This is a genomic window from Cupriavidus sp. 01L415 (assembly GCF_056400065.1).
This window is the reverse complement of sequence record NZ_JBFTSP010000001.1, coordinates 135,390-155,760: the sequence shown is the minus strand read 5'-3', so window position 1 is coordinate 155,760 and position 20,371 is coordinate 135,390. Positions and strand designations below refer to the sequence as shown.

Below are 20,371 nucleotides of genomic sequence, written 5' to 3'. Positions count from 1 at the left end.
GACCGAACGATGCTCTACCGCGAATCCGGCCAGTTCAAGACCAGCTACGTCGCCGACAGCCAGATCTTCCCTATCCGCCAGGATCGCATCGGCTTCGGGGTCCTGATGGCGGTGGCCTTCATCGGCATTCCGCTGGTCGGCTCCGAGTACTGGTTCACCGCCATCCTGACGCCCTTCCTGATTCTCGCGCTGGCGGCGCTGGGGCTGAATATCCTGACCGGCTACGCCGGGCAGCTGTCGCTGGGCACCGCCGCCTTCATGGCCGTGGGCGCGTATGCGGCCTACAACTTCCAGCTTCGCGTCGAGGGCATTCCGGTGCTGCTGACGTTCATCCTCGCCGGGCTGTCCGCGGCGATGGTGGGCGTTGCGTTCGGGCTTCCGTCGCTGCGAATCAAGGGCTTCTACCTGGCCGTGGCGACGCTGGCCGCGCAGTTCTTCGTGGTGTGGGCGCTGACCAAATTTCCCTGGCTGTCGAACAACAGCTCGTCGGGCGTGATCACGGCGCAACGGCTCGATCTGTTCGGCATCGCCATCGACACGCCGGTCAAGCGCTACCTGTTCGTGCTGGCGATGGTCACCGTCCTGGCGCTGATCGCCAAGAACCTCGTGCGCTCCGCCACGGGCCGCGCGTGGATGGCCGTGCGGGACATGGATGTGGCCGCCGAGGTCATCGGCATTCCGCTGATGCGCACGAAGCTGCTCGCCTTCGCGGTCAGCTCGTTCTACTGCGGCGTGGCGGGTGCGCTGTACGCGTTCTGCTATCTCGGTTCGGTGGAGCCCGATGGCTTCTCGCTGGACCTGTCGTTCCGCATCCTGTTCATGATCATCATCGGCGGCGTGGGCAGCATCCTGGGGTCGTTCCTCGGTGCCGCGTTCATCCTGCTGCTGCCGATCTTCCTGGACAACGTGCTGCCGGGGCTGGCGTCGCTGCTGCACCTGCCGTTCACCAACGCCACCGTGTCGCACATCCAGCTCATGGTGTTTGGCGGCCTGATCATCTTCTTCCTGATCGTGGAGCCGCATGGCCTGGCGCGGCTCTGGCAGATCGCCAAGGAGAAACTCCGCCTGTGGCCGTTCCCGCATTGAGGCATTTGGAGTGGTGATTTTTACGTCGTTCTTATAACAACGCCCGTCCGAGGTGAAGGAGACAGTCATGACAACCGTATTTCGCAATGTGCAGCGCGCCGCCCTGGTGGTCAGCGTCGCGGCTGCGCTGCTGGCGCCGTCAATACCGGCGCTGGCGCAAGCCAACGAGCAGTTCGTCGCGTTGCCAAGCTATCGCGTGGGCCCTTACGGTGCCAACGGGCAATCGTTCTATGGCGGCTTTGTCGACTACCTGAACTACGTCAACCTGAAGGATGGCGGTGTCAATGGCGTGAAGCTGTCGTGGGAAGAGTGCGAGACCGAGTACAACAACGCCAAGGGCGTGGAGTGCTACGAGCGGCTGAAGGCCAAGAACAGCACGAGCAAGGGCACGGCGTATCACACCATGTCCACTGGCATTTCCTACGCGCTGGTCGACAAGACCGCCGGCGACAAGGTGCCGCTGGTGATGATGGGCTACGGCCGCACCGACGCCGTCGATGGCTCGGTGTTCCCCTACGCGTTTCCGCTGGTGACCACCTACCAGATGCAGGTGTCGGCCATCGTCAGGTTCCTGGCGTCGAAGAACGGTGGCTCGCTGGCAGGCAAGAAGATCGTCTACCTGTATCACGACTCGGCGTATGGCAAGGAGCCCATCGTCGCGCTGGAGGCGGAGGCGAAGCTCGGCAAGTTCAACCTGGTCGAGATTCCCGTGGCGCACCCCGGCAACGAGCAGGGCGCGCAATGGCTGAAGATTCGCCAGGAGAACCCCGACTACGTGATCTTCTGGGGCTGGGGCGTGATGAACCAGACCGCGCTGAAGGCCGCGCAGAAGGTTGGCTTCTCGCGCGACAAGATGATCGGGTCCTGGTGGGCCGGGTCCGAGGAAGACACGGTGCCGGCCGGCGACGCCGCCAAGGGCTACATGAGCGCCACCTGGAACGTGGCGGGCAAGAGCGTGCCGCTGATCGCGGACATCGACAAGGTGGTGTATGGCGCCAGCAAGGGCAATATGCAGGACCGCAACAAGGTCGGGTCGGTGCTCTATAACCGCGGCGTGTCGGCAGCGGTGGTGACCGTGGAGGCCATCCGCGTGGCGCAGGCGAAGTTCGGCAAGGGCAAGGTGATGACCGGCGACGACATGCGCTGGGCGTTCGAGAACCTGAACCTGACCAGTGCGCGCTTGCAGCAGCTCGGTGCCACGGGCCTGCTGCCCGAGATCAAGACCAGCTGTGACAACCACGAAGGCTCGGGCAAGGTGAAGATCCAGCAATGGGATGGCACCAAGTGGGTGGTGGTGTCCGACTGGATCGAAGGCAACAAGAACCTGATCCACCCGCTGTTCAAGGCGACGGCTGCGCAGTATGCGAAGGAGAAGGGCATCACGCCGGCTTGCATGAAGTTGCAAGGCTAGTTTGTGATGGGTGTTCTCCCCTCTCTTGCATGGCGGGAGAGGGGAGCGAAACAGGTGGTCGAATCAGGAATGCCGACATGACCCTTCTCTCCGTCAACAACATCGAAGTTATTTACGATCACGTGATCCTGGTGCTAAAAGGCGTCTCGCTTGAGGTGCCGGAGGGCCGGATCGTGGCCCTGCTGGGCGCCAACGGCGCGGGCAAGACCACCACGCTCAAGGCCATCTCCAACCTGCTGCACGCGGAGCGCGGCGACGTGACCAAGGGATCGATCGAGTATCGCGGCGACCGTATCGACCAGCTCACGCCCAACGATCTCGTCAGGCGTGGCGTGATCCAGGTGATGGAGGGGCGCCATTGCTTCGCCCATCTGACCATCGAGGAAAACCTGCTGACGGGTGCCTATACGCGCGGACTGTCGCGCAGCGATACCCGCGACGAACTCGAGAAGATCTACACCTATTTCCCGCGCCTGAAGACGCGCCGCAAGTCGCAGGCGGGCTACACCTCGGGCGGCGAGCAACAGATGTGCGCGATTGGCCGGGCGATGATGGCCAAGCCGGCGATGATCCTGCTCGATGAGCCGTCGATGGGGCTGGCGCCGCAGATCGTCGAGGAGATCTTCGAGATCGTGCGCGACCTGAACACACGCGAGAGAGTCAGCTTCCTGCTGGCCGAACAGAACACGATGGTCGCGCTGCGCTATGCCGACTACGGCTACATCCTCGAGAACGGCCGCGTGGTGATGGATGGCGCCGCCGAATCGCTGCGCACCAACGAGGACGTGAAGGAGTTTTACCTGGGCGTGGCGGCTAACGATGCCGACGGCGCCGCGCGCAAATCCTTCCGTGACGTGAAGAGCTATCGCCGCCGCAAGCGCTGGCTGGCCTGACCCCAGGACATCATGGCTGAATATTTCGATTCGCTCGAGACGCGCGCGCCGGCCGAGCGCGAGGCGGCGTTGCTCGCCGCGCTGTCGCGCCAGGTGGCGCATGCTCAGTCGCACGCGCCGTACTTTGCCGAGGTGCTGCGCGAGGTCGATCCCCGCGCGCTGACGTCGCGCGAGGCGCTGGCCGCCTTGCCCGTCACGCGCAAGTCGGAGCTCACCGCGCGCCAGCGCACGATGCCGCCGTTGGGCGGGCTCAATGCCACGCCGTTGGGCGGCTTGCGGCATGTGTTCCAGTCGCCGGGGCCGATCAACGAGCCGGACGGCCATTCGGCGGACTGGTGGCGTACCGCGCGGGCGATGTTCGCGGCGGGCTTCCGTGCGGGCGACCTGGTCTACAACACGTTCTCCTACCACTTCACGCCGGCCGGGATGATGATGGAAGCCGGCGCGCACCGGATCGGCTGCTGCGTGTTTCCGGCGGGCGTCGGCCAGACCGAATCGCAGGTGCAGGCGCTGGCCAGCCTGCGACCGTCGGCCTATGCCGGCACGCCGTCATTCCTCAAGCTGTTGCTGGAACGCGGCGAGGAGATGGGAACACCCTGCGCGAGCCTGAGCAAGGCCCTGGTGTCCGGCGAGGCCTGTCCGCCGCCGCTACGTGCATGGCTGCAGGACCATGGCATCACCGCGCGGCAGATGTATGGCACGGCGGACCTTGGCCTGATTGCTTTCGAGTCCGATGGGGGCGACGGCTGGGTGGTCGATGAAGGCGTGCTGGTGGAGATCGTGGAGCCGGGCGGCACGAAGCCGATGCCCGAGGGCGAGACCGGCGAAGTCGTCGTCACGGTGCTTGGCAACGGCGACTATCCGCTGATCCGCTTCGGGACCGGTGACCTGTCGGCAATCGTCACGGATTCCTCGCATCGCGCCAGCCCATGCGGCCGAACCAATATCCGGCTCAAGGGATGGCTGGGCCGGGCCGACCAGACGACCAAGGTCAAGGGCATGTTCGTGCATCCCGGGCAGGTGGCGGACGTGGTCCGTCGCCATCCGGAGGTGCGTGCGGCGCGGCTGGTTGTGACGGGTTCGGTTGGCGCGGACACCATGACGCTGCACTGCGACGCCACGCGCGACGACGAGGGGCTGGCGCGCGCCATCGGCGAATCCATGCGCGAGGTCCTGCGCCTGCGCGGCGAGGTGCGGTTCGTGTCGGCGGGGTCACTGCCGCAGGATGGCAAGGTGATAGAAGACGCGCGAGACTACAGCTGAGCTACGCCTTGAACTACGCCTGGGGGTCGCCCGTATTGGGATAGCCCCCGCGCGGTCGCGTCGGCAAGCGCACCATCCACACCGTGACGGCCAGGCCGATGGCCAGCAGCGTGAGCGACGATACCGGCCGCGCGCGCAGCAGCCAGGCCGTGGTGCCCATCGAGGTCCACATCATCGACAGCGCGAGGCACTTGGCGCGCAGCGGAATGCTGCGGTGGGCCTGCCAGTCACGCACGAGTGGCCCGAAGCGCTCGTGCGTGATCAGCCAGTTGTGGAATTTCTCCGACCCGCGCGCGAAGCAGGCCGCCGCCAGCAGGATGAACGGCGTGGTCGGCAGCAACGGCAGGAAGATGCCGATGATGCCGAGGGCAAGGCTCAGGATGCCGCAGGTGACCCAGAATGCGCGAATCGCGCGCTCATGGGGCGTGAGCGCGTCGGGCGAGGCTGCGGTCTGGCGTTTGGGGTCGGTCGGCGGCAAGGGAGGGCGTGGCGAGGCGAAAAACGCCCTTATCGTACCAGCCCCAGGCGGGCGCGCGCCGCATCGTACTCGGCTGTCATCCGCGCCACGATTTCGCCGGCGGTGGGGATGTCGTGGATCTGGCCCACGCCCTGGCCGGCGCCCCAGATGTCCTTCCATGCCTTGGCCTTGGAGGCGCCGCTGGAAAAATCCATCTTGGTCTTGTCCGCCACCGGCAGGTTGTCCGGGTCCAGGCCGGAGTTGCTGATGCTCTCGCGGATGTAGTTGCCGTGCACGCCCGTGAACAGGTTGGTGTAGACGATGTCCGCGGCGGCGGAGCTGGTGATCGACTGCTTATATTCGGTGCTGGCGTGGGCCTCTTGCGACGCGATGAAGCGGGTGCCCACATAGGCGAAGTCGGCGCCCATGGCCTGCGCGGCCAGCACGGCGTCGCCGGTGGTGATGGAGCCCGACAGCGCGATGGGGCCGTCGAAGATCTTGCGCACTTCGCCTACCAGCGCGAACGGCGACAGCATGCCCGCGTGGCCGCCGGCACCGGCTGCCACCAGGATCAGGCCATCCACGCCGGCCTCGATGGCCTTCTCCGCATGGCGCAGGTTGACGACGTCATGCAGCACGATGCCGCCGTAGCTGTGCACGGCGTCGATCATTTCCTTGACGGGCGCGCGCAGCGACGTGATGAAGATCGGCACCTTGTGATCGACGCAAACCTTCACGTCGTGCTCCAGCCGCGCGTTGGACGTATGCACGATCTGGTTCACGGCGACGGGCCCCACGGGCTTGCCCGGGTTGGCCGCCTTGAACGCCGCCAGGTCTTCCTGGATCTGCGTGAGCCATTCGTCGAGCAGCTCCGCCGGGCGTGCGTTCAGCGCCGGGAAGGATCCGACGATGCCGGCCTTGCACTGCGCCAGCACCAGCTCGGGGTAGCTGACGATGAACATCGGCGATGCAATGACGGGCAGGGCCAAGTTTTGCAGGGCCGGCGGAATGTGTTTGGCGGCAGGCATGGAGTCTCCTCAATCCACTGTGCGGATGCATCCGCATCCGTCTAATTGAACGATCGTTCGATTATAGGGAGTTTCGCATCGTGCGGCGCTGTTGGGGCGCTAGAGGCTCCAATCTACGCCACTGGAGTTTGTCAGCGTTGGCGCAAAAAAAATGCCCCGCGAAACCGCGGGGCAATTACCACGAAGACTGATAAGAAGAGACGGTAAGACACCTGCCAATGCCTCACCGCGAATCGAAGGATAGTCGGTGAATGTGACCGCCAAAAGACAGCGATGCCACATTTTCCGACCCCCCGGCGAGCGCCACGGCAAGTGCCGGACGCGTATCCGGCTCTCCCCCGGTTCCTCAGATCTTCTCCAGCAGCAGTCCCTTCAGATACTCGCCTTCGGGGAATGCGGCGGACATCGGGTGATCCGTGCCGGCCGACAGGCGGCGCAGGATGCGCGCATCGGTCCGTGCATCGGTGGCTGCGCCGGCCACGATCTTCTGGAACAGCTCCATGCTGATCGCACCCGAGCAGGAATACGTGAACAGCAGGCCGCCCGGACGCAGCAGTTGCATGCCGACCAGGTTGATTTCCTTGTACGCGCGCGCGGCACGGTCGATATGCTGGGCCGACGGTGCGAACTTGGGCGGATCCAGCACGATCAGGTCGAACTGGCGACCCTCGGCGCGGAACTCGCGCAGCATCTTGAACACGTCGGCATCGAGCCACGTGGCACGTCCGGCATCGAAACCGTTCAGCGCGACGTTGGCTTCGGCGATCTTCAGCGCATCGCCGGACGAATCGATCGACGTCACCGACTTCGCGCCGCCGCGCAGCGCCGCCAGCGAAAAGCCGCCCGTGTAGCAGAAGCAGTTCAGTACCTCGCGGCCTTCGGCCAGGTCCCCGACGAGCTTGCGGTTGTCGCGCTGGTCGACGTAGAAGCCGGTCTTGTGGCCGCTGCGCACATCCACGTAGTAGCGCACGCCGTGCTCGGTGACGGACAGCTGCGGATCGGGCTCGGCGCCGGCCAGCACGCCGGTCACCAGCGGCAGGCCTTCGCGCTGGCGTACGGCCGCGTCGGAGCGCTCGTAGACGTTCGGGCAACCGGTCTCCCTGACCAGCGCCTGCACGAGTGCGTCCTTCCATTGCTCCACGCCGGCGGAGTTGAACTGGCAGACCAGCTGGCCGGTCTCGCCGGTGCCGTAATAGTCGACGATCAGGCCCGGCAGCCGGTCCGATTCGCCGAAGACCATGCGCACGGCATCGCTGTCGCGCACCCATTGCCTGCGGTGGGCGATGGCGGCGCCCACGCGGCGCTTGAACAGCGCGTGATCGACGGGTTCGTTCTCGTCGAACGTCCACACGCGGGCGCGGATCTGGGATTCGGGGCTGTAGGCGCCCTTGGCCAGGAAGCGGCCATCGGCGGCGCGGATGGTCACGGTCGAGCCGGGCTCGCAGCGGCCTTCGGTGCTGGCGATGCCCGTGGCGTAGACCCAGGGATGGCGCCGGAGCAAGGACTTTTCCTTGCCGGGCTTGAGGGTGATGACGTTCATGCGGTTACAGCACCACCTTGACCATCGGGTGCGAAGTCAGCGCGCGATACAGGTCGTCGAGCTGCTCGCGGCTGGTGATCCACACCGTCACCGTCAGGCCGAGGTAGTTGCCATTGCGCGACGGACGCATCTCCATCTTGCCGGCGTGGAAGTCGGGGTCGAAACCCTGCACCAGGCTCACGATGGCTTCGGCAAAGCCGTCCTGCATCGCGCCCATGACTTTGATCGGGAAAGCGCTCGGGTACTCGATCAGCGAAGCCTGCGGCGGGATGTCGCCGGGCTGCTGACCGCCATTCGAATCGGTCGTCATGATCTGATCTCGCTTCGCGTGATTACTTGCGCTTGAACCACAGGCGGATGGTGTCCCACAGGCGGCCGAAGAAACCGGCCTCGGGCACCTCTTCCAGGGCCACCACCGGGAACTCGCCCACCTTGGTGGCGCCATCCATCAACTTGACGGTGCCCACCTGCTGGCCCGCGGCGATCGGCGCCAGCAACAGTTCCTGGCGCTCCAGCACCGGCTTGAGACGGCCGCCCGTGCCCTTGGGCACCGTGACGAAGGTCTCGTTGGCCACGCCGATCTTCACGGTGCCGGACTTGCCCTTGTAGATCTCGGGCGTGGCCAGCACCTGGCCCTTGTCATACAGGCGCAGCGTGTCGAAGAACTGGAAGCCGTAGTTCAGGATCTTGAGGCTTTCCTGCGTGCGCACCTGCTCCGTGGTGGTGCCGATCACGATCGACACCAGGCGGCGCGAACCGTTGGGCACGTTGGCCAGCGGACGCTTGGCCGACGAAATCAGGCAGTAGCCGGCGGACTTGGTGTGGCCGGTCTTCACGCCGTCCACGGTCGGGTCGATGTACAGCAGCCGGTTGCGGTTGGGCTGCTTGATCTTGTTATAGGTGAACTCCTTCTGCGAGTACATGCTGTAGTACTCGGGGAAGTCCTTGATGATGCGCGTGGTCAGCGTGGCCAGATCCACCGCGGTGGTGTAGTGGTTCGGGTCGGGAATGCCGTCCGTATTGGTGAAGTGCGTGTTTTTCATGCCCATGCGCTGGGCTTCGCGATTCATCATCGCGACGAAGCCTTCCTCGGACCCGCCCACGGCCTCGGCCAGCGCCAGCGCGGCGTCGTTGCCGGACTGGACGATCAGGCCGAGCAGCAGGTCCTGCACGCTGACCGGCTTGTTCGGCTCGATGAACATGCGGGACTCGTCGCTTTTCACCTTCAGCACTAGTGCGGTGGGCACCACGGTCTGGTCCAGCGTCAGGCGCTTTTCCTTGAGCGCCTCGAAGGCCAGGTAGGCGGTCATCAGCTTGGTCAGCGACGCGGGCTCGATGCGCAGGTCGGCGTTCTGCGACGCCAGGGCCTGCCCGCTCGTCACGTCGTACAGCATCCAGGACTTGGCGGCCACCTGTGGCGTCGGTACGCCTTGCGCCAGGACGGCGGCGGGGGCGGCGGCAAGCGCGGTGGCGATCGTCGCGGCGACGGCAACGGGGGCAAGGGCGGACGCGAAACGCGGCGTGGCTCTGTTCAGCATGTGTGCGATTTCCAACAAGAAAAGGTTTGCGCGGACGGGAAGGTTCACCGGTCCCACGCGTTGACGACGAGCTGCTTGATCAGGTGCAGCTTGCGATGAAAGAAATGATCGGCGCCGGGGATGACGATGACCGGCAATTCCTGCGGACGTGCCCAGTCCAGCACGCTGGCCAGCGGCACGGTGTCGTCCTGCTCGCCGTGGATCACGATGGTGTCCGCCGGCACGGTGGCGACTTCCCAGCGGCTCGCGGCGGTGCCCACCAGCACCAGGCGCTGCGCGGGCGTGCCGGCCTCGGCCAGGCGCCGGGCCACGTGCGTCTGCACGAAGCTGCCGAACGAGAAACCGCCCAGCGCCAGCGGCAGTGTCGCGGCCTCCGGCGACCACGCGGTCTGCGCGCGCATCCAGTCGATCACCGCCAGCAGGTCGTCCTGTTCGCCGATGCCCTTGTCATGCTCGCCGGCGGTGCCGCCCACGCCGCGGAAGTTCGGCCGCACCGTGGCGTAGCCCAGCGCAACGAAGGTGCGCGCCAGCGTCTGCGCCACCTTGTTGTCCTTGGTGCCGGCAAATAGCGGGTGCGGGTGCGCCACGAGCGCCAGCCCGCGCACTGGCGCGTTCTGCGGCAGGTCGATGGAGATATCGATGGCGCCGACGGGGCCGGCGATGGTGGTGACCTGGGTGTGCGCGTTCATGGTGGACAGGCGGGCGTTACGGGCGACTCGGGAAAGCAATCGGATGGCGGGACAGCAAGCCGGGACTACAAGCAGGGACTACGAACGGAACAGCAAGCGGAACAACAAAAAACCGGGCGGAACCCGGCAGGGCACGACGGGCTACGGATCAGCGATCCACCATCAGGCGTTCGACGGGCTTGCCGTTCACCAGATGGCTGTCGATGATTTCGTCGATGTCCTGCTCGTCGACGAAGGTGTACCAGACGGCCTCGGGGTAGACCACGAGCACCGGACCGAGTTCACACCGGTTCAGGCAGCCCGCCTTGTTGATGCGGACGCGGCCTTCGCCGCCGGCAATGCCGAGCTCCTTGCAACGTTTCTTGGCGTACTCCTGCAGCGCCTTGGCGTTGTGGTCGGCGCAGCAGGCTTCGCCGTTTTCGCGCTGGTTCAGGCAGAAGAAGACGTGATGTTGGTAGTAGCTGGTCATGCTGGGGCGGACGGGACAAACGGGGCGAACCAGACGGACTCGGGGGACGCGACGCGAACGGGCCCCGAGGGCACGTTCGGCCGGCGCGGGCCGGGGCAGTGGAACGGAAGCGTGGAATTATACGTGGTCGGCCCCCCCATTCCGCCATGCGGAGGTGCCCGGATTTCCGGAATCTGACCCGCCAGCCGCCCCTCGCGCCCGCCGTCGCCGCGGTGAATGCAACCACTTGAGCGCCTGATGCGCCACAAATCGCGATTCCAGGCCAGGTCTGGCGTCCGAAAGTCTGGAGTCGCCATTTCCGGATTTCCGGAATCCCGGAGCCCGGCGCCGCCAGAGATTTCCCACTTTCCTTGCAAATCAACGATTTGCCGAGCCTGGCACCGATGGCACGGCTGTTGCAATTCGTTACGTCCAGACGCGCCGCATTTCGTGAGGCGTGCGAAGCGGTGCGCCACCCCGAGCGCCCCGGCACCGGTCACAAACACCGAGGACGACATCATGAGGAAACCCTTCTACAAGATCCTGTATGTGCAGGTACTGTTCGCGATTGCCGTGGGCATCCTGCTGGGCCATTTCTGGCCCGATACCGGCGTGGAGATGAAGCCGCTGGGCGACGCCTTCATCAAGCTGATCAAGATGATCATCGGCCCGATCATCTTCTGTACCGTGGTGTCCGGCATTGCCGGCATGCGCGACATGAAGAAGGTGGGCCGCGTGGGCGGCAAGGCGCTGCTCTACTTCGAGATCGTGTCGACCTTCGCGCTGCTGATCGGCCTGCTGGCCGCCCATGCGCTCAAGCCGGGCGTGGGCTTCAACATCGATCCGGCGACGCTCGACACCAAGTCGATCTCGCAGTACGTGTCGAAGGCGCACGGCCAGAGCACGGTCGAGTTCTTCATGCACATCATCCCGGACACGATCTTCAGTGCGTTCGCCAATGGCGACATCCTGCAGATCCTGCTGGTCTCGCTGTTCTTCGGCTCGGCGCTGGCCGTGGTCGGTGAGCGTGCCCGCATCATCCACGACATGGTGGACCAGGTGTCCAAGGTGTTCTTCCACATCGTGCATGTGATCACCAAGGTCGCCCCGATCGGCGCGTTTGGCGCCATGGCATTCACGATCGGCAAGTACGGCCTGGGTTCGCTGGTTCCGCTGCTCAAGCTGATCGGCACGTTCTACTTCACGGCCATCGTGTTCGTGCTGGTGGTGCTGGGCACCGTGGCGCGCATGACCGGCTTCTCGATCATCCGCTTCGTGGCGTACATCAAGGAAGAACTGCTGATCGTGCTGGGCACCAGCTCGTCGGAAGCCGCGCTGCCGCACCTGATGGAGAAGATGGAAAAGCTGGGCTGCTCCAAGTCCGTGGTGGGCCTGGTCGTGCCGACCGGCTACTCGTTCAACCTGGACGGCACCAACATCTACATGACGATGGCGGTGATCTTCATCGCACAGGCCACCGGCATCGAACTGACGTTGCTGCAGCAGCTGACGATTCTGGCCGTGGCGATGGTGACCTCCAAGGGCGCCAGCGGTGTGACGGGGTCCGGCTTCATCACGCTGGCGGCGACGCTGGCCGTGGTGCCGACGATCCCGGTGGCCGGCATGGTGCTGATCCTGGGCATCGACCGCTTCATGAGCGAATGCCGCGCGCTGACCAACATCATCGGCAACGGCGTGGCCACCGTGGTGATCTCGGCCTGGGAGCATGAGCTGGACCGCGCACGTCTCGCCCGTGTGCTGCGCGGCGATGCTGACGACACGGTCGAACTCGCCGACGCCGGCGCGCGCTGACGTGACCGGGGCGGTACCGGCCAGCCCGGCGGCGCCTGCCGCCGGCGCCGTGCCCACGCCGCCCGCTCCGCCCGCCGGCATCCCTCGCCAGCGGGTATCATCGGCGCGAGAAACTTCGCGCGTGCCGATGCCTCATTCCGACGATTTCCTTGCCGTGCATGACCCCGCCGCGCCCGGCCTGGTGCACGCGCCGGGGTCGAGCACGCGCTGGTGGAGCTTTGCCGCCGCGCTGCTGGCCGGGTTGCTGGCGCTCTGCGCGCTGACCTGGCTGGTGTCCGTGCAGCGCGGCATCGCCGCCCTGCAGCAGTCCGCCGTCATGCGCACGGATCGCTATGCGGCCACGCTGGAATCCACGCTCGACCGTTACGAATTCCTCCCCGCGCTGATTTCTCTGCATCCGTCCGTCCGCGCACTGCTGGCCGCGCCGGACGACCCCGCCCGCATCGCGACCGTCAACGACTACCTCGTCGATGTCAACCGGCGCGCCCGCGCCTCCGCCACCTACGTGATCGCCGCAAACGGCCTGGCGCTGGCCGCGAGCAACCATGGCGAGCCCGGCAGTTTCGTTGGCACCGACTACCGTTTCCGGCCGTACTTCCAGATGGCGTCGAGCGGCCAGATCGGTCGTTTCTACGCCATCGGGGTCACCAGCGACGAGCCCGGCTACTACATTGCGCAGCCGATCGAATCCGGCGGCAAGGTGATCGGCGTCACGGTGGTCAAGCTCAACCTGGAATGGTTTCAGCGCGCCGGCGCGGGCAGCGCCGAGCCGCTGGTGGTGTCCGACGATCATGGCGTGATTTTCCTGTCGTCGGTGCCGGCCTGGCAGTACCGCACGCTGCGGCCGCTGCCGGCGGCGCTGCAGGCCGAGCTGCACAAGACGCGCCAGTATCACGACCGGGACGTCACGCCGCTGCCGCTGCAGCCGCTGGCGTCGCCGGTGACGCGCTGGCTGGCCAATACCACGCTCAACGACGGCGTGCGGCTGGTGCGCGTCGGCCCGACCGTCGAGCGGCCACGGGCGCCGGACGGCATCGACGGGGAGAGCGGCCGGTTTGGCCTCGACGACGACGGCAGCGACCGCTATCTCGAAATCAGCCGCGGCGTAGGCCCGGCCGGCTGGACCATGCTGGTGATGGCGCCGCTGGAGCCGGTGCTCGCCAGTGCGCGCAGTGCCACCCTTGGCGCGGCGCTGGCCTATGCCTGCATCTGCCTGCTGCTGTTCAACCTGCGTCAGCGCCGCCAGCGCGCGCGGGACATGCAGTACAGCCGCCAGATGCTGGAGGCGGCGTACGACGAGCTGGAGCGCCGCGTGGAGGCCCGCACGGCGGACCTGATGGCGATCAACGAACAACTGGAAGGTGAAGTGGCCGAGCGCACCCGCACCGAGGGCGAACTGCGCGCCACGCAGGACGAACTCGTGCAGGCCAGCAAGCTGGCCGCGCTGGGGCAGATGGCCGCCGGCATCACACATGAACTGAACCAGCCGCTGGCGGCGCTGCGCACGTTTTCGGACAACACGCGCGTGCTGCTGGAACGCGGCCAGCTGGATGCGGCCACGGGCAATCTGTCCGCCATCGCCGATCTGACCGAGCGCATGGGCAAGATCACCGGGCAGCTCAAGCTGTTTGCGGGCAAGGCCCGGCCGCGCCGCAACGCGGTGCGCATGCGCGCCGCGCTGGACCACGTGCTGCAACTAATGGCGCCGCGCCTGGATGGGGTGACGGTGGCCGTGCACGGGCTGGACGTGAATGCGGACGGGGCTGCGGTCGGGGCCGCCATCGGGGACGATGTGGCGGTCTGGGCCGATGAACTGAAGCTCGAGCAGGTCTTCCTGAACCTGGTGGGCAACGCGCTCGATGCCATCGCCGCGGCAGGCACGGAAGGGCGCCCGGCAGGGCGCATCGACATCGTCGTGCAGGCCGGTCCCGACGGCAACACGATCACCGTGGCCGTGCGCGACAATGGCGCAGGCATTCCGCCCGACGCGCTGCCGCGGCTGTTCGAACCCTTCTTCACGACGAAGGAGATCGGGCAGGGCCTCGGGCTGGGGCTGGCGATCTCGTCGTCGATCGTGCGCGAATTCGGCGGCCAGCTGGTCGCCGGCAATGTGGATGGCGGCGGCGCGGAGTTTGTGGTGACATTGCGGCGGGCCCACCAGCCGCCACCTGAGGCGCAGGCAATGATGGACGCAGGAAAATGATGGCGATGCAAGACGGATTGCGGGTGTTGTTTGTCGAGGATGAGCCGCTGGTGCGCCAGGCGACAGCGCAGAGCCTGGAGCTGGCGGGTTTCGCCGTGCTCGCGCTGCCCTCGGCGGAAGCCGCGATGCCGCACCTGACGGCGGATTTTCCCGGGGTGCTGGTGACGGATGTGCGCCTGTCGGGCGCCAGCGGGCTGGACCTGCTGCAGCACTGCCGCAATACGGCGCCCGGCGTACCCGTGATCCTGGTGACCGGCCACGGCGACATCACGATGGCCGTGCAGGCCATGCGCGAGGGCGCCTACGACTTTATCGAGAAGCCCTTCGGCGCCGACCGCCTGACGGATACGGTGCGCCGCGCGCTGGAACGCCGCGCGCTGGAGCTGGAAAACCTGGCGCTGCGCCGCGAACTGGCGGGGCCGGCGGCGGGCACTCGCATCATCGGCCGCTCGGCGGCCATCGCGCGGGTGCGCGACCTGGTGGCCAACGTGGCCGCCACCGATGTGCCGGTGATGATCAACGGCGAGACCGGCACCGGCAAGGAACTGGTGGCGCGCAGCCTGCACGCGCTGTCCACGCGCCGCGACGCGCCGTTCATCGCGCTGAACTGCGGTGCCGTGCCGGAGGCGATCTTCGAGAGCGAGATGTTTGGCCATGAAGCGGGCGCGTTCACGGGCGCCGGCAAGCGTCGCGTCGGCAAGCTCGAGCACGCCTCGGGCGGCACGCTGTTCCTCGACGAGATCGAAAGCATGCCGCTGGCCTTGCAGGTCAAGCTGCTGCGCGTGCTGCAGGAAGGCACGCTGGAGCGGCTGGGCTCCAATACGTCGGTGCCCATCGACGTGCGCATCGTCGCCGCCGCCAAGGGCGACATGGAATCGCTCGTCGCGCAGGGCGCGTTCCGCCAGGATCTGCTGTATCGCCTGAATGTGGTGACGATCCCGCTGCCACCGCTGCGTGAGCGGCGTGAAGACATCGTGCCGCTGTTCGAGCATTTCATGCTGGTGGCCGCCGTGCGCTACCAGCGGCCCGCGCCGATCCTGTCCGAACTGCAGCGCCAGCAGCTGATGCAGCGGCCCTGGCCCGGCAACGTGCGCGAACTGCGCAATGCCGCCGACCGGCTGGTGCTGGGCGTGCCCGAGGGTGGGCAGGGTGGCGCCAGGATCGAACCTTCCGACGAATCCATGCCGTTGCGCGAGCGCATGGAGCACTACGAGCGCGCGTTGATCGCCGACACGCTCGCCCGCACGGGCGGCGCGGTCAGCCAGGCGGCGGACCTGCTGCAGGTGGGGAAAGCCACCCTCTACGACAAGATCAAGCGATACGGCCTCTAGGAGGTCGCTTCAAAACGACTTTGGCGTCGTTGCCGGGTTTGCCACATTCGCTTGTCGTACCACTTGTATGGCGTTTGCGGCAGCGGCCCGGACGCAACACGCGTGCGGACCGGGCTTGGTACACTCAGGCCCCTCGCGCCTGCGCGCGTACCCCTTACCCCACGATTCAAGCCACGGATTCGCCCCATGTCTGAAGTTTCCCGCTCCGCCATGCACGCCGCCGAGATCGACGGCCATCACCTGACCGCTCCTGCCGTGGTTGCCGTGGCCCGTGGCCGCCGCGCCGCACGCGTGCCCGGCGCCGTCATGGACAAGGTGGGAGAAGCCCGCGCGCGCTTTGAGCAGGTGGCCGCGGCGAATGTGCCGATCTATGGTGTATCCACTGGGTTTGGCGAACTCGTCCACAACTGGGTCGATATCGAGCACGGCCGGGCGCTGCAGGAAAACCTGCTGCGCAGCCACTGTGCCGGCGTCGGTCCGTTGTTTTCGCGCGATGAGGTCCGCGCGATGATGGTGGCGCGCGCCAACGCCCTGTCGCGCGGCTATTCGGCCGTGCGGCCTGTCGTCATTGAGCAACTGCTGAAGTACCTGGAAGCCGGCATCACGCCGGCCGTGCCGCAGGTGGGGTCACTGGGTGCCAGTGGCGACCTGGCACCGTTGTCGCACGTGGCCATCACGCTGATCGGCGAAGGCAAGGTGCTGACGGCCGATGGTGGCACGGCGCCGACGGCCGATGTGCTGCGCGAGCACGGCATTGCGCCGATCGCGCTGGCGTACAAGGAAGGCCTGGCGCTGATCAACGGCACGTCCGCGATGACCGGGGTGTCGTGCCTGTTGCTGGAGACGTTGCGCGCGCAGGTCACGCAGGCCGAGATCATCGCCGCGCTGGCGCTGGAGGGCCTGTCGGCTTCCGCCGATGCCTTCATGACCCACGGCCACGACATCGCCAAGCCGCACCCCGGACAGATCCGCTCGGCCGCCAACATGCGCGCGCTGCTGGCCGATTCCGACCGGCTCGCGGGGCACGGCGAGCTGTCCGCCGAGATGAAGACGCGTGCCGGCGACGAGAAAAACACCGGGACGGGCGTGTTCATCCAGAAGGCGTACACGCTGCGTTGCATTCCGCAAGTGCTCGGCGCCGTGCGCGACACGCTGGAACACTGCGCCACCGTGGTCGAGCGCGAACTCAACTCGTCGAACGACAACCCGTTGTTCTTCGATGATGGCGCGCTGTTCCACGGCGGCAATTTCCACGGCCAGCAGGTGGCCTTTGCGATGGACTTCCTGGCCATCGCCGCCACGCAACTGGGCGTGGTGTCGGAGCGCCGCCTGAACCGCCTGCTGAGCCCGCACCTGAACAACCGCCTGCCGGCGTTCCTGGCGGCCGCCAACGAGGGCCTGTCCTGCGGCTTCGCTGGCGCGCAATACCCGGCGACGGCGCTGATCGCGGAGAACCGCACGATCTGCAGCCCGGCCAGCATCCAGAGTGTGCCGTCGAATGGCGACAATCAGGACGTGGTGAGCATGGGGCTGATCGCGGCCCGCAACGCGCGCCGCATCCTGGACAACAACCAGTACATCCTGGCCATCGAGCTGCTGGCCGCGTGTCAGGCCGCCGAACTCGCGGGCGCCGTGGAGCAACTGGCGCCGGCCGGCCGCGCGGTGTTCGGGTTCGTCCGCGAGCGCGTGCCGTTCCTGGCGATGGATCGCTACATGACCGACGACATCGAATCGATCGCCGCGCTGCTGCGCGACGGGGCAGTGCTGGATGTCGTACGCCGCGCGGGCGTGGACGTCCAATAAGAGGTCGTTTCAAAAAGATCCTGGCGTCGTTGCCGGGATCTGAACGGCCCCGCCAGCGCTACTTCCACATGTTGCGCATGCGGCTGGCGAGGTCGACCTGCGGCAGCGGCGTCTTCGCGGGCGCGTCGCCCGGCATGGGCGGCGGCGGCCAGGACCGGCTGTAGAAGTTCGGCATCACGCGGTTGGGCAGGAAGCGCGTGCGCGATGCGTAGACGTGACGATCGCCAAAGCCCACCTGCTGGTGCACGTAGAACCGCTGCGGCACCACGATGTCCAGATGATCCTTCGCGCGCGTCATCGCCACGTACAGCAGGCGGCGTTCCTCTTCGATTTCTTCCGTGGTGCCCGTGGCGAGGTCGGACGGCATGCAGCCGTCCACCGCGTTGAGCACGTACACCGCCTTCCACTCCTGCCCCTTGGCCGAATGGATCGTCGACAGGATCAGGTAATCCTCGTCGCGTGACGGCACGCCGGATTCGTCGCTCGACGCGCTGGGCGGGTCGAGCGTCAGTTCGGTGAGAAAGCGTTCGCGCGATGCATAGGTGGCCGCGATGCGCTCGATCTGCTGCAGGTCCGCCTGACGCGCGGGGGCGTCGTCGTGGATGCGCTCCAGATGCGGCAGGTACCACGCGACAACCTGCTCGAACTCGGAAGGCCACGGCGAGGCGGGTGCCATCAGCGTGCGCGCCAGCGCGATCAGGTCCTCCCAGGCTGGCACCGCCGCGGGCGGGGGCTCGAAGGCTTCCAGCGCCACGAGCGGCTCCTGCGCGGTCTCCAGTCCCTCCAGCACACGCGCGGCCGTCTTCGGCCCGATGCCCGGCAGCAGTTGCAGCGTGCGGAAGCCGGCCATGCGGTCGCGCGGATTTTCGAGCCAGCGCACCACGGCCATGACGTCCTTGACGTGGGTCGATTCCAGGAATTTCAGGCCACCGAATTTCACGAACGGGATGTTGCGCCTGGCGAGTTCGATCTCCACCTGCGCGCTGTGGTCGGCTGCGCGGAACAGGACGGCCTGTGCCATGAGCGACAAGCCGGCCTCGCGTCGGGCAAGAATCTGCTCCACCACGAAGCGCGCCTGATCGGCTTCATCGTTGACGACCACGACGCCCGGCTTTTCCGCCGATTCCCGGTCGGACCAGAGGTCCTTGGTGAAGCGTTCGGCCGCCAGTCCGATGACCGCGTTGGCGGCGGTCAGGATGGGCTGCGTCGAGCGGTAGTTCCGGGACAGCGTGACCTGGTGCGCGGCGGGCGAGAAATGCGTGGGGAAGTCGAGGATATTGCGCACCGTGGCGCCGCGGAACGCATAGATCGACTGTGCGTCATCGCCCACCACGGTGAGGCCGCGTCCATCCGGCTTGAGCGCCAGCAGGATCGATGCCTGCAGCGCGTTGGTGTCCTGGTATTCGTCGACGAGCACGTGGTCGAACCGCGCGCCCATGTCCAGCGCCAGTGCCGGCTCGGTCAGTGCCTGCGCCCAGTAGAGCAGCAAGTCGTCGTAGTCGAGCACCTGCTGCTTCTGCTTGGCCGCCACATAGCCGGCGAACAGGCCCTTGAGCGCATCTGCCCACATCGCATAGCGGGGGAACTGGGTCTTGAGCACCACCTCCAGCGGCAGCTGCGTGTTGACCACGCGCGAGTAGATCGCCAGGCAGGTCTCCTTGCGCGGAAAGCGCGAGGTCTGCTCCGACAGGCCCAGGTCGTGCCGCACGACATGCATCAGGTCCGCCGCGTCGCCGCGATCGCTGATGGTGAAGGTGGGTGCCAGCCCGAGCGTCTCCGCGTATTCGCGCAGCAGCCGCGCGCCGATTGCATGGAAGGTGCCCGACCACTGCAACGCGGCCCGGCCGGCGCCGGTCTGCGTGCCAAGTGCTTGGTCGACGATGCGCTCCACGCGGCGACCCATCTCGGCCGCGGCGCGGCGGGAAAACGTCAGCAGCAGGATGCGGCGCGGATCGGCGCCCGCCAGCACCAGATGCGCCACGCGATGTGCCAGCGTATTGGTCTTTCCGGACCCCGCGCCGGCAATGATCAGCAGCGGCGCGTCGCCGGGGTGTTCCACCGCAGCCCGCTGCTCGGGGTTCAGCCGCGAGAGGTAGGCCGGCGAGGCGTCGGCATGGACGCCCGCAGGCTCGCCGGCGCGAACGTCGGCGAGGGCGATATCAACATCAGGGGCGAGATCCGGGGGCACGGGCAGGGTGGCGAGCGGCTGAGAAAAATCTGGCGCCCACTGTATATCCATACAGCCACCCCAGGCAAGCCGCCCGTGCGGCGGCGCCGAAAAGCCAACAAAAAAGGTGCCGCATGGGCACCTTTCCAGTGAGGAGGCGTGGGGTCAGGCCGCGCTGGCCAGTGCGCCGTCGAGCAGCTTGTGCAGCGCATCCCACTCGGGTTCGCCGACGTAGCGCTTGAGGATCTTCCCGTTCTTGTCCACCACGAAGGTGGTCGGGGTCAGCTGGACATTGCCGAAGGCCTTGGCGGCGGCGCCGTCGGAGTCCATCGCCACCTTGAACGGCAGTTCGCGGGTCTTGGCGTAATTCATGACGTACATCGGCGGATCGTAGTTCATGGCCACGGCCACGAACTCCAGTCCCTTGTCCTTGTACTGCTTGTAGGTGCGCACCATGTCCGGCATTTCCTTGACGCAGGTGGTGCAGCTCGTGGCCCAGAAGTTGACCAGGTAGACCTTGCCCTTGAGGTCGGCGGTGCTGACTTTTTCACCCGACAGCAGGGTGAAGGTGGCAGCCGGCACGGTGCTGGCCGGCGTCAGGGCACGATAACCGAAGAAGCCAAGCAGTGCGATCACCACGACGGCGGCGGCGATGGGCCAGCGCTTGCGCGAAGTGGCGGGAGAGGCGGAAGTCGACATGGA

Annotated in this window: 17 protein-coding genes; 8 read left to right on the top strand and 9 right to left on the bottom strand. The window is 66.6% G+C overall.

Annotated elements, in window-relative coordinates; genetic code table 11:
* The first annotated feature begins 9 nt into the window (after positions 1–9).
* The 4 genes from AC1DOX_RS00710 (at position 10) to AC1DOX_RS00695 (ending at position 4,653) form a co-directional block, all read left to right on the top strand.
* Entirely contained in the window at positions 10–1,086 is a 1,077-nt protein-coding gene (locus AC1DOX_RS00710; protein ID WP_441618739.1) for a branched-chain amino acid ABC transporter permease, read from the top strand.
* 67 nt (positions 1,087–1,153) lie between these two features.
* On the top strand, positions 1,154–2,497 hold the full coding sequence (locus AC1DOX_RS00705; protein ID WP_092135704.1) for an ABC transporter substrate-binding protein: 1,344 nt from the start codon (positions 1,154–1,156) through the stop codon (positions 2,495–2,497).
* A gap of 77 nt (positions 2,498–2,574) precedes the next feature.
* A complete protein-coding gene (locus AC1DOX_RS00700) occupies positions 2,575–3,390 on the top strand; it encodes an ABC transporter ATP-binding protein (RefSeq protein WP_441618741.1) in 816 nt (271 codons plus the stop codon).
* Positions 3,391–3,402: 12 nt separating this feature from the next.
* Complete coding sequence (locus AC1DOX_RS00695; RefSeq protein ID WP_441618743.1) at positions 3,403–4,653, top strand: phenylacetate--CoA ligase family protein; 1,251 nt, start codon at positions 3,403–3,405, stop codon at positions 4,651–4,653.
* A 13-nt stretch (positions 4,654–4,666) separates the two neighbouring features.
* Here the strand turns inward: AC1DOX_RS00695 and AC1DOX_RS00690 are convergent, their stop codons facing one another.
* From AC1DOX_RS00690 to AC1DOX_RS00660, 7 genes are all read right to left on the bottom strand, one after another.
* On the bottom strand, positions 4,667–5,131 hold the full coding sequence (locus AC1DOX_RS00690) for a YbaN family protein (RefSeq protein WP_441618745.1): 465 nt from the start codon (positions 5,129–5,131) through the stop codon (positions 4,667–4,669).
* A gap of 29 nt (positions 5,132–5,160) precedes the next feature.
* Entirely contained in the window at positions 5,161–6,138 is a 978-nt protein-coding gene (locus AC1DOX_RS00685; RefSeq protein WP_441618747.1) for an NAD(P)H-dependent flavin oxidoreductase, read from the bottom strand.
* 346 nt (positions 6,139–6,484) lie between these two features.
* The gene (locus AC1DOX_RS00680; RefSeq protein WP_441618749.1) at positions 6,485–7,678 is read right to left on the bottom strand and encodes a class I SAM-dependent rRNA methyltransferase; all 1,194 of its coding nucleotides are present in this window, start codon (positions 7,676–7,678) and stop codon (positions 6,485–6,487) included.
* Between the two features lie 4 nt (positions 7,679–7,682).
* The gene (locus tag AC1DOX_RS00675) at positions 7,683–7,988 is read right to left on the bottom strand and encodes a YbeD family protein (protein WP_092135714.1); all 306 of its coding nucleotides are present in this window, start codon (positions 7,986–7,988) and stop codon (positions 7,683–7,685) included.
* 22 nt (positions 7,989–8,010) lie between these two features.
* Positions 8,011–9,216, bottom strand: a complete 1,206-nt coding sequence (locus AC1DOX_RS00670) for a D-alanyl-D-alanine carboxypeptidase family protein (protein ID WP_441618751.1) — start codon at positions 9,214–9,216, stop codon at positions 8,011–8,013.
* Positions 9,217–9,260: 44 nt separating this feature from the next.
* Positions 9,261–9,905, bottom strand: a complete 645-nt coding sequence (locus AC1DOX_RS00665; protein ID WP_441618753.1) for an alpha/beta hydrolase — start codon at positions 9,903–9,905, stop codon at positions 9,261–9,263.
* Between the two features lie 148 nt (positions 9,906–10,053).
* Positions 10,054–10,374 carry a (2Fe-2S) ferredoxin domain-containing protein gene (locus tag AC1DOX_RS00660; protein ID WP_092135718.1) on the bottom strand — a complete coding sequence of 107 codons (321 nt, stop codon included), beginning with the start codon at positions 10,372–10,374 and terminating at the stop codon, positions 10,054–10,056.
* Between the two features lie 498 nt (positions 10,375–10,872).
* Between AC1DOX_RS00660 and AC1DOX_RS00655 the strand changes: the two genes are divergently transcribed.
* From AC1DOX_RS00655 to cmdF, 4 genes are all read left to right on the top strand, one after another.
* Positions 10,873–12,165 (top strand): dicarboxylate/amino acid:cation symporter, encoded by a 1,293-nt coding sequence (locus AC1DOX_RS00655; protein WP_441618756.1) that lies wholly within the window; start codon positions 10,873–10,875, stop codon positions 12,163–12,165.
* Between the two features lie 127 nt (positions 12,166–12,292).
* Complete coding sequence (locus AC1DOX_RS00650; RefSeq protein WP_441618786.1) at positions 12,293–14,368, top strand: sensor histidine kinase; 2,076 nt, start codon at positions 12,293–12,295, stop codon at positions 14,366–14,368.
* 5 nt (positions 14,369–14,373) lie between these two features.
* The gene (locus AC1DOX_RS00645) at positions 14,374–15,699 is read left to right on the top strand and encodes a sigma-54-dependent transcriptional regulator (RefSeq protein WP_441618758.1); all 1,326 of its coding nucleotides are present in this window, start codon (positions 14,374–14,376) and stop codon (positions 15,697–15,699) included.
* Between the two features lie 186 nt (positions 15,700–15,885).
* Positions 15,886–17,502, top strand: coding sequence for a tyrosine 2,3-aminomutase (gene cmdF / locus AC1DOX_RS00640; protein WP_441618760.1), 1,617 nt, complete (start codon positions 15,886–15,888; stop codon positions 17,500–17,502).
* A gap of 58 nt (positions 17,503–17,560) precedes the next feature.
* On the opposite strand, the gene AC1DOX_RS00635 is transcribed toward cmdF, so the two are convergent.
* Together AC1DOX_RS00635 and AC1DOX_RS00630 are read right to left on the bottom strand one after the other, a co-directional pair.
* On the bottom strand, positions 17,561–19,690 hold the full coding sequence (locus AC1DOX_RS00635; RefSeq protein ID WP_441618788.1) for an ATP-dependent helicase: 2,130 nt from the start codon (positions 19,688–19,690) through the stop codon (positions 17,561–17,563).
* 144 nt (positions 19,691–19,834) lie between these two features.
* Positions 19,835–20,368, bottom strand: coding sequence for a TlpA disulfide reductase family protein (locus AC1DOX_RS00630; RefSeq protein WP_441618762.1), 534 nt, complete (start codon positions 20,366–20,368; stop codon positions 19,835–19,837).
* Positions 20,369–20,371 lie beyond the last annotated feature (3 nt).

What these genes read in the sequence shown, in the direction of transcription:
- AC1DOX_RS00710 (WP_441618739.1), top strand. Translation starts at nt 10, where the DNA reads ATGCTCTACCGCGAATCCGGCCAGTTCAAGACCAGCTACGTCGCCGAC.
- AC1DOX_RS00665 (WP_441618753.1), bottom strand. Translation starts at nt 9,905, where the DNA reads ATGAACGCGCACACCCAGGTCACCACCATCGCCGGCCCCGTCGGCGCC.
- AC1DOX_RS00630 (WP_441618762.1), bottom strand. Translation starts at nt 20,368, where the DNA reads ATGTCGACTTCCGCCTCTCCCGCCACTTCGCGCAAGCGCTGGCCCATC.
- AC1DOX_RS00705 (WP_092135704.1), top strand. Translation starts at nt 1,154, where the DNA reads ATGACAACCGTATTTCGCAATGTGCAGCGCGCCGCCCTGGTGGTCAGC.
- AC1DOX_RS00660 (WP_092135718.1), bottom strand. Translation starts at nt 10,374, where the DNA reads ATGACCAGCTACTACCAACATCACGTCTTCTTCTGCCTGAACCAGCGC.
- AC1DOX_RS00675 (WP_092135714.1), bottom strand. Translation starts at nt 7,988, where the DNA reads ATGACGACCGATTCGAATGGCGGTCAGCAGCCCGGCGACATCCCGCCG.
- AC1DOX_RS00670 (WP_441618751.1), bottom strand. Translation starts at nt 9,216, where the DNA reads ATGCTGAACAGAGCCACGCCGCGTTTCGCGTCCGCCCTTGCCCCCGTT.
- AC1DOX_RS00680 (WP_441618749.1), bottom strand. Translation starts at nt 7,678, where the DNA reads ATGAACGTCATCACCCTCAAGCCCGGCAAGGAAAAGTCCTTGCTCCGG.
- AC1DOX_RS00700 (WP_441618741.1), top strand. Translation starts at nt 2,575, where the DNA reads ATGACCCTTCTCTCCGTCAACAACATCGAAGTTATTTACGATCACGTG.
- AC1DOX_RS00645 (WP_441618758.1), top strand. Translation starts at nt 14,374, where the DNA reads ATGCAAGACGGATTGCGGGTGTTGTTTGTCGAGGATGAGCCGCTGGTG.
- cmdF (WP_441618760.1), top strand. Translation starts at nt 15,886, where the DNA reads ATGTCTGAAGTTTCCCGCTCCGCCATGCACGCCGCCGAGATCGACGGC.
- AC1DOX_RS00655 (WP_441618756.1), top strand. Translation starts at nt 10,873, where the DNA reads ATGAGGAAACCCTTCTACAAGATCCTGTATGTGCAGGTACTGTTCGCG.
- AC1DOX_RS00695 (WP_441618743.1), top strand. Translation starts at nt 3,403, where the DNA reads ATGGCTGAATATTTCGATTCGCTCGAGACGCGCGCGCCGGCCGAGCGC.
- AC1DOX_RS00650 (WP_441618786.1), top strand. Translation starts at nt 12,293, where the DNA reads ATGCCTCATTCCGACGATTTCCTTGCCGTGCATGACCCCGCCGCGCCC.
- AC1DOX_RS00685 (WP_441618747.1), bottom strand. Translation starts at nt 6,138, where the DNA reads ATGCCTGCCGCCAAACACATTCCGCCGGCCCTGCAAAACTTGGCCCTG.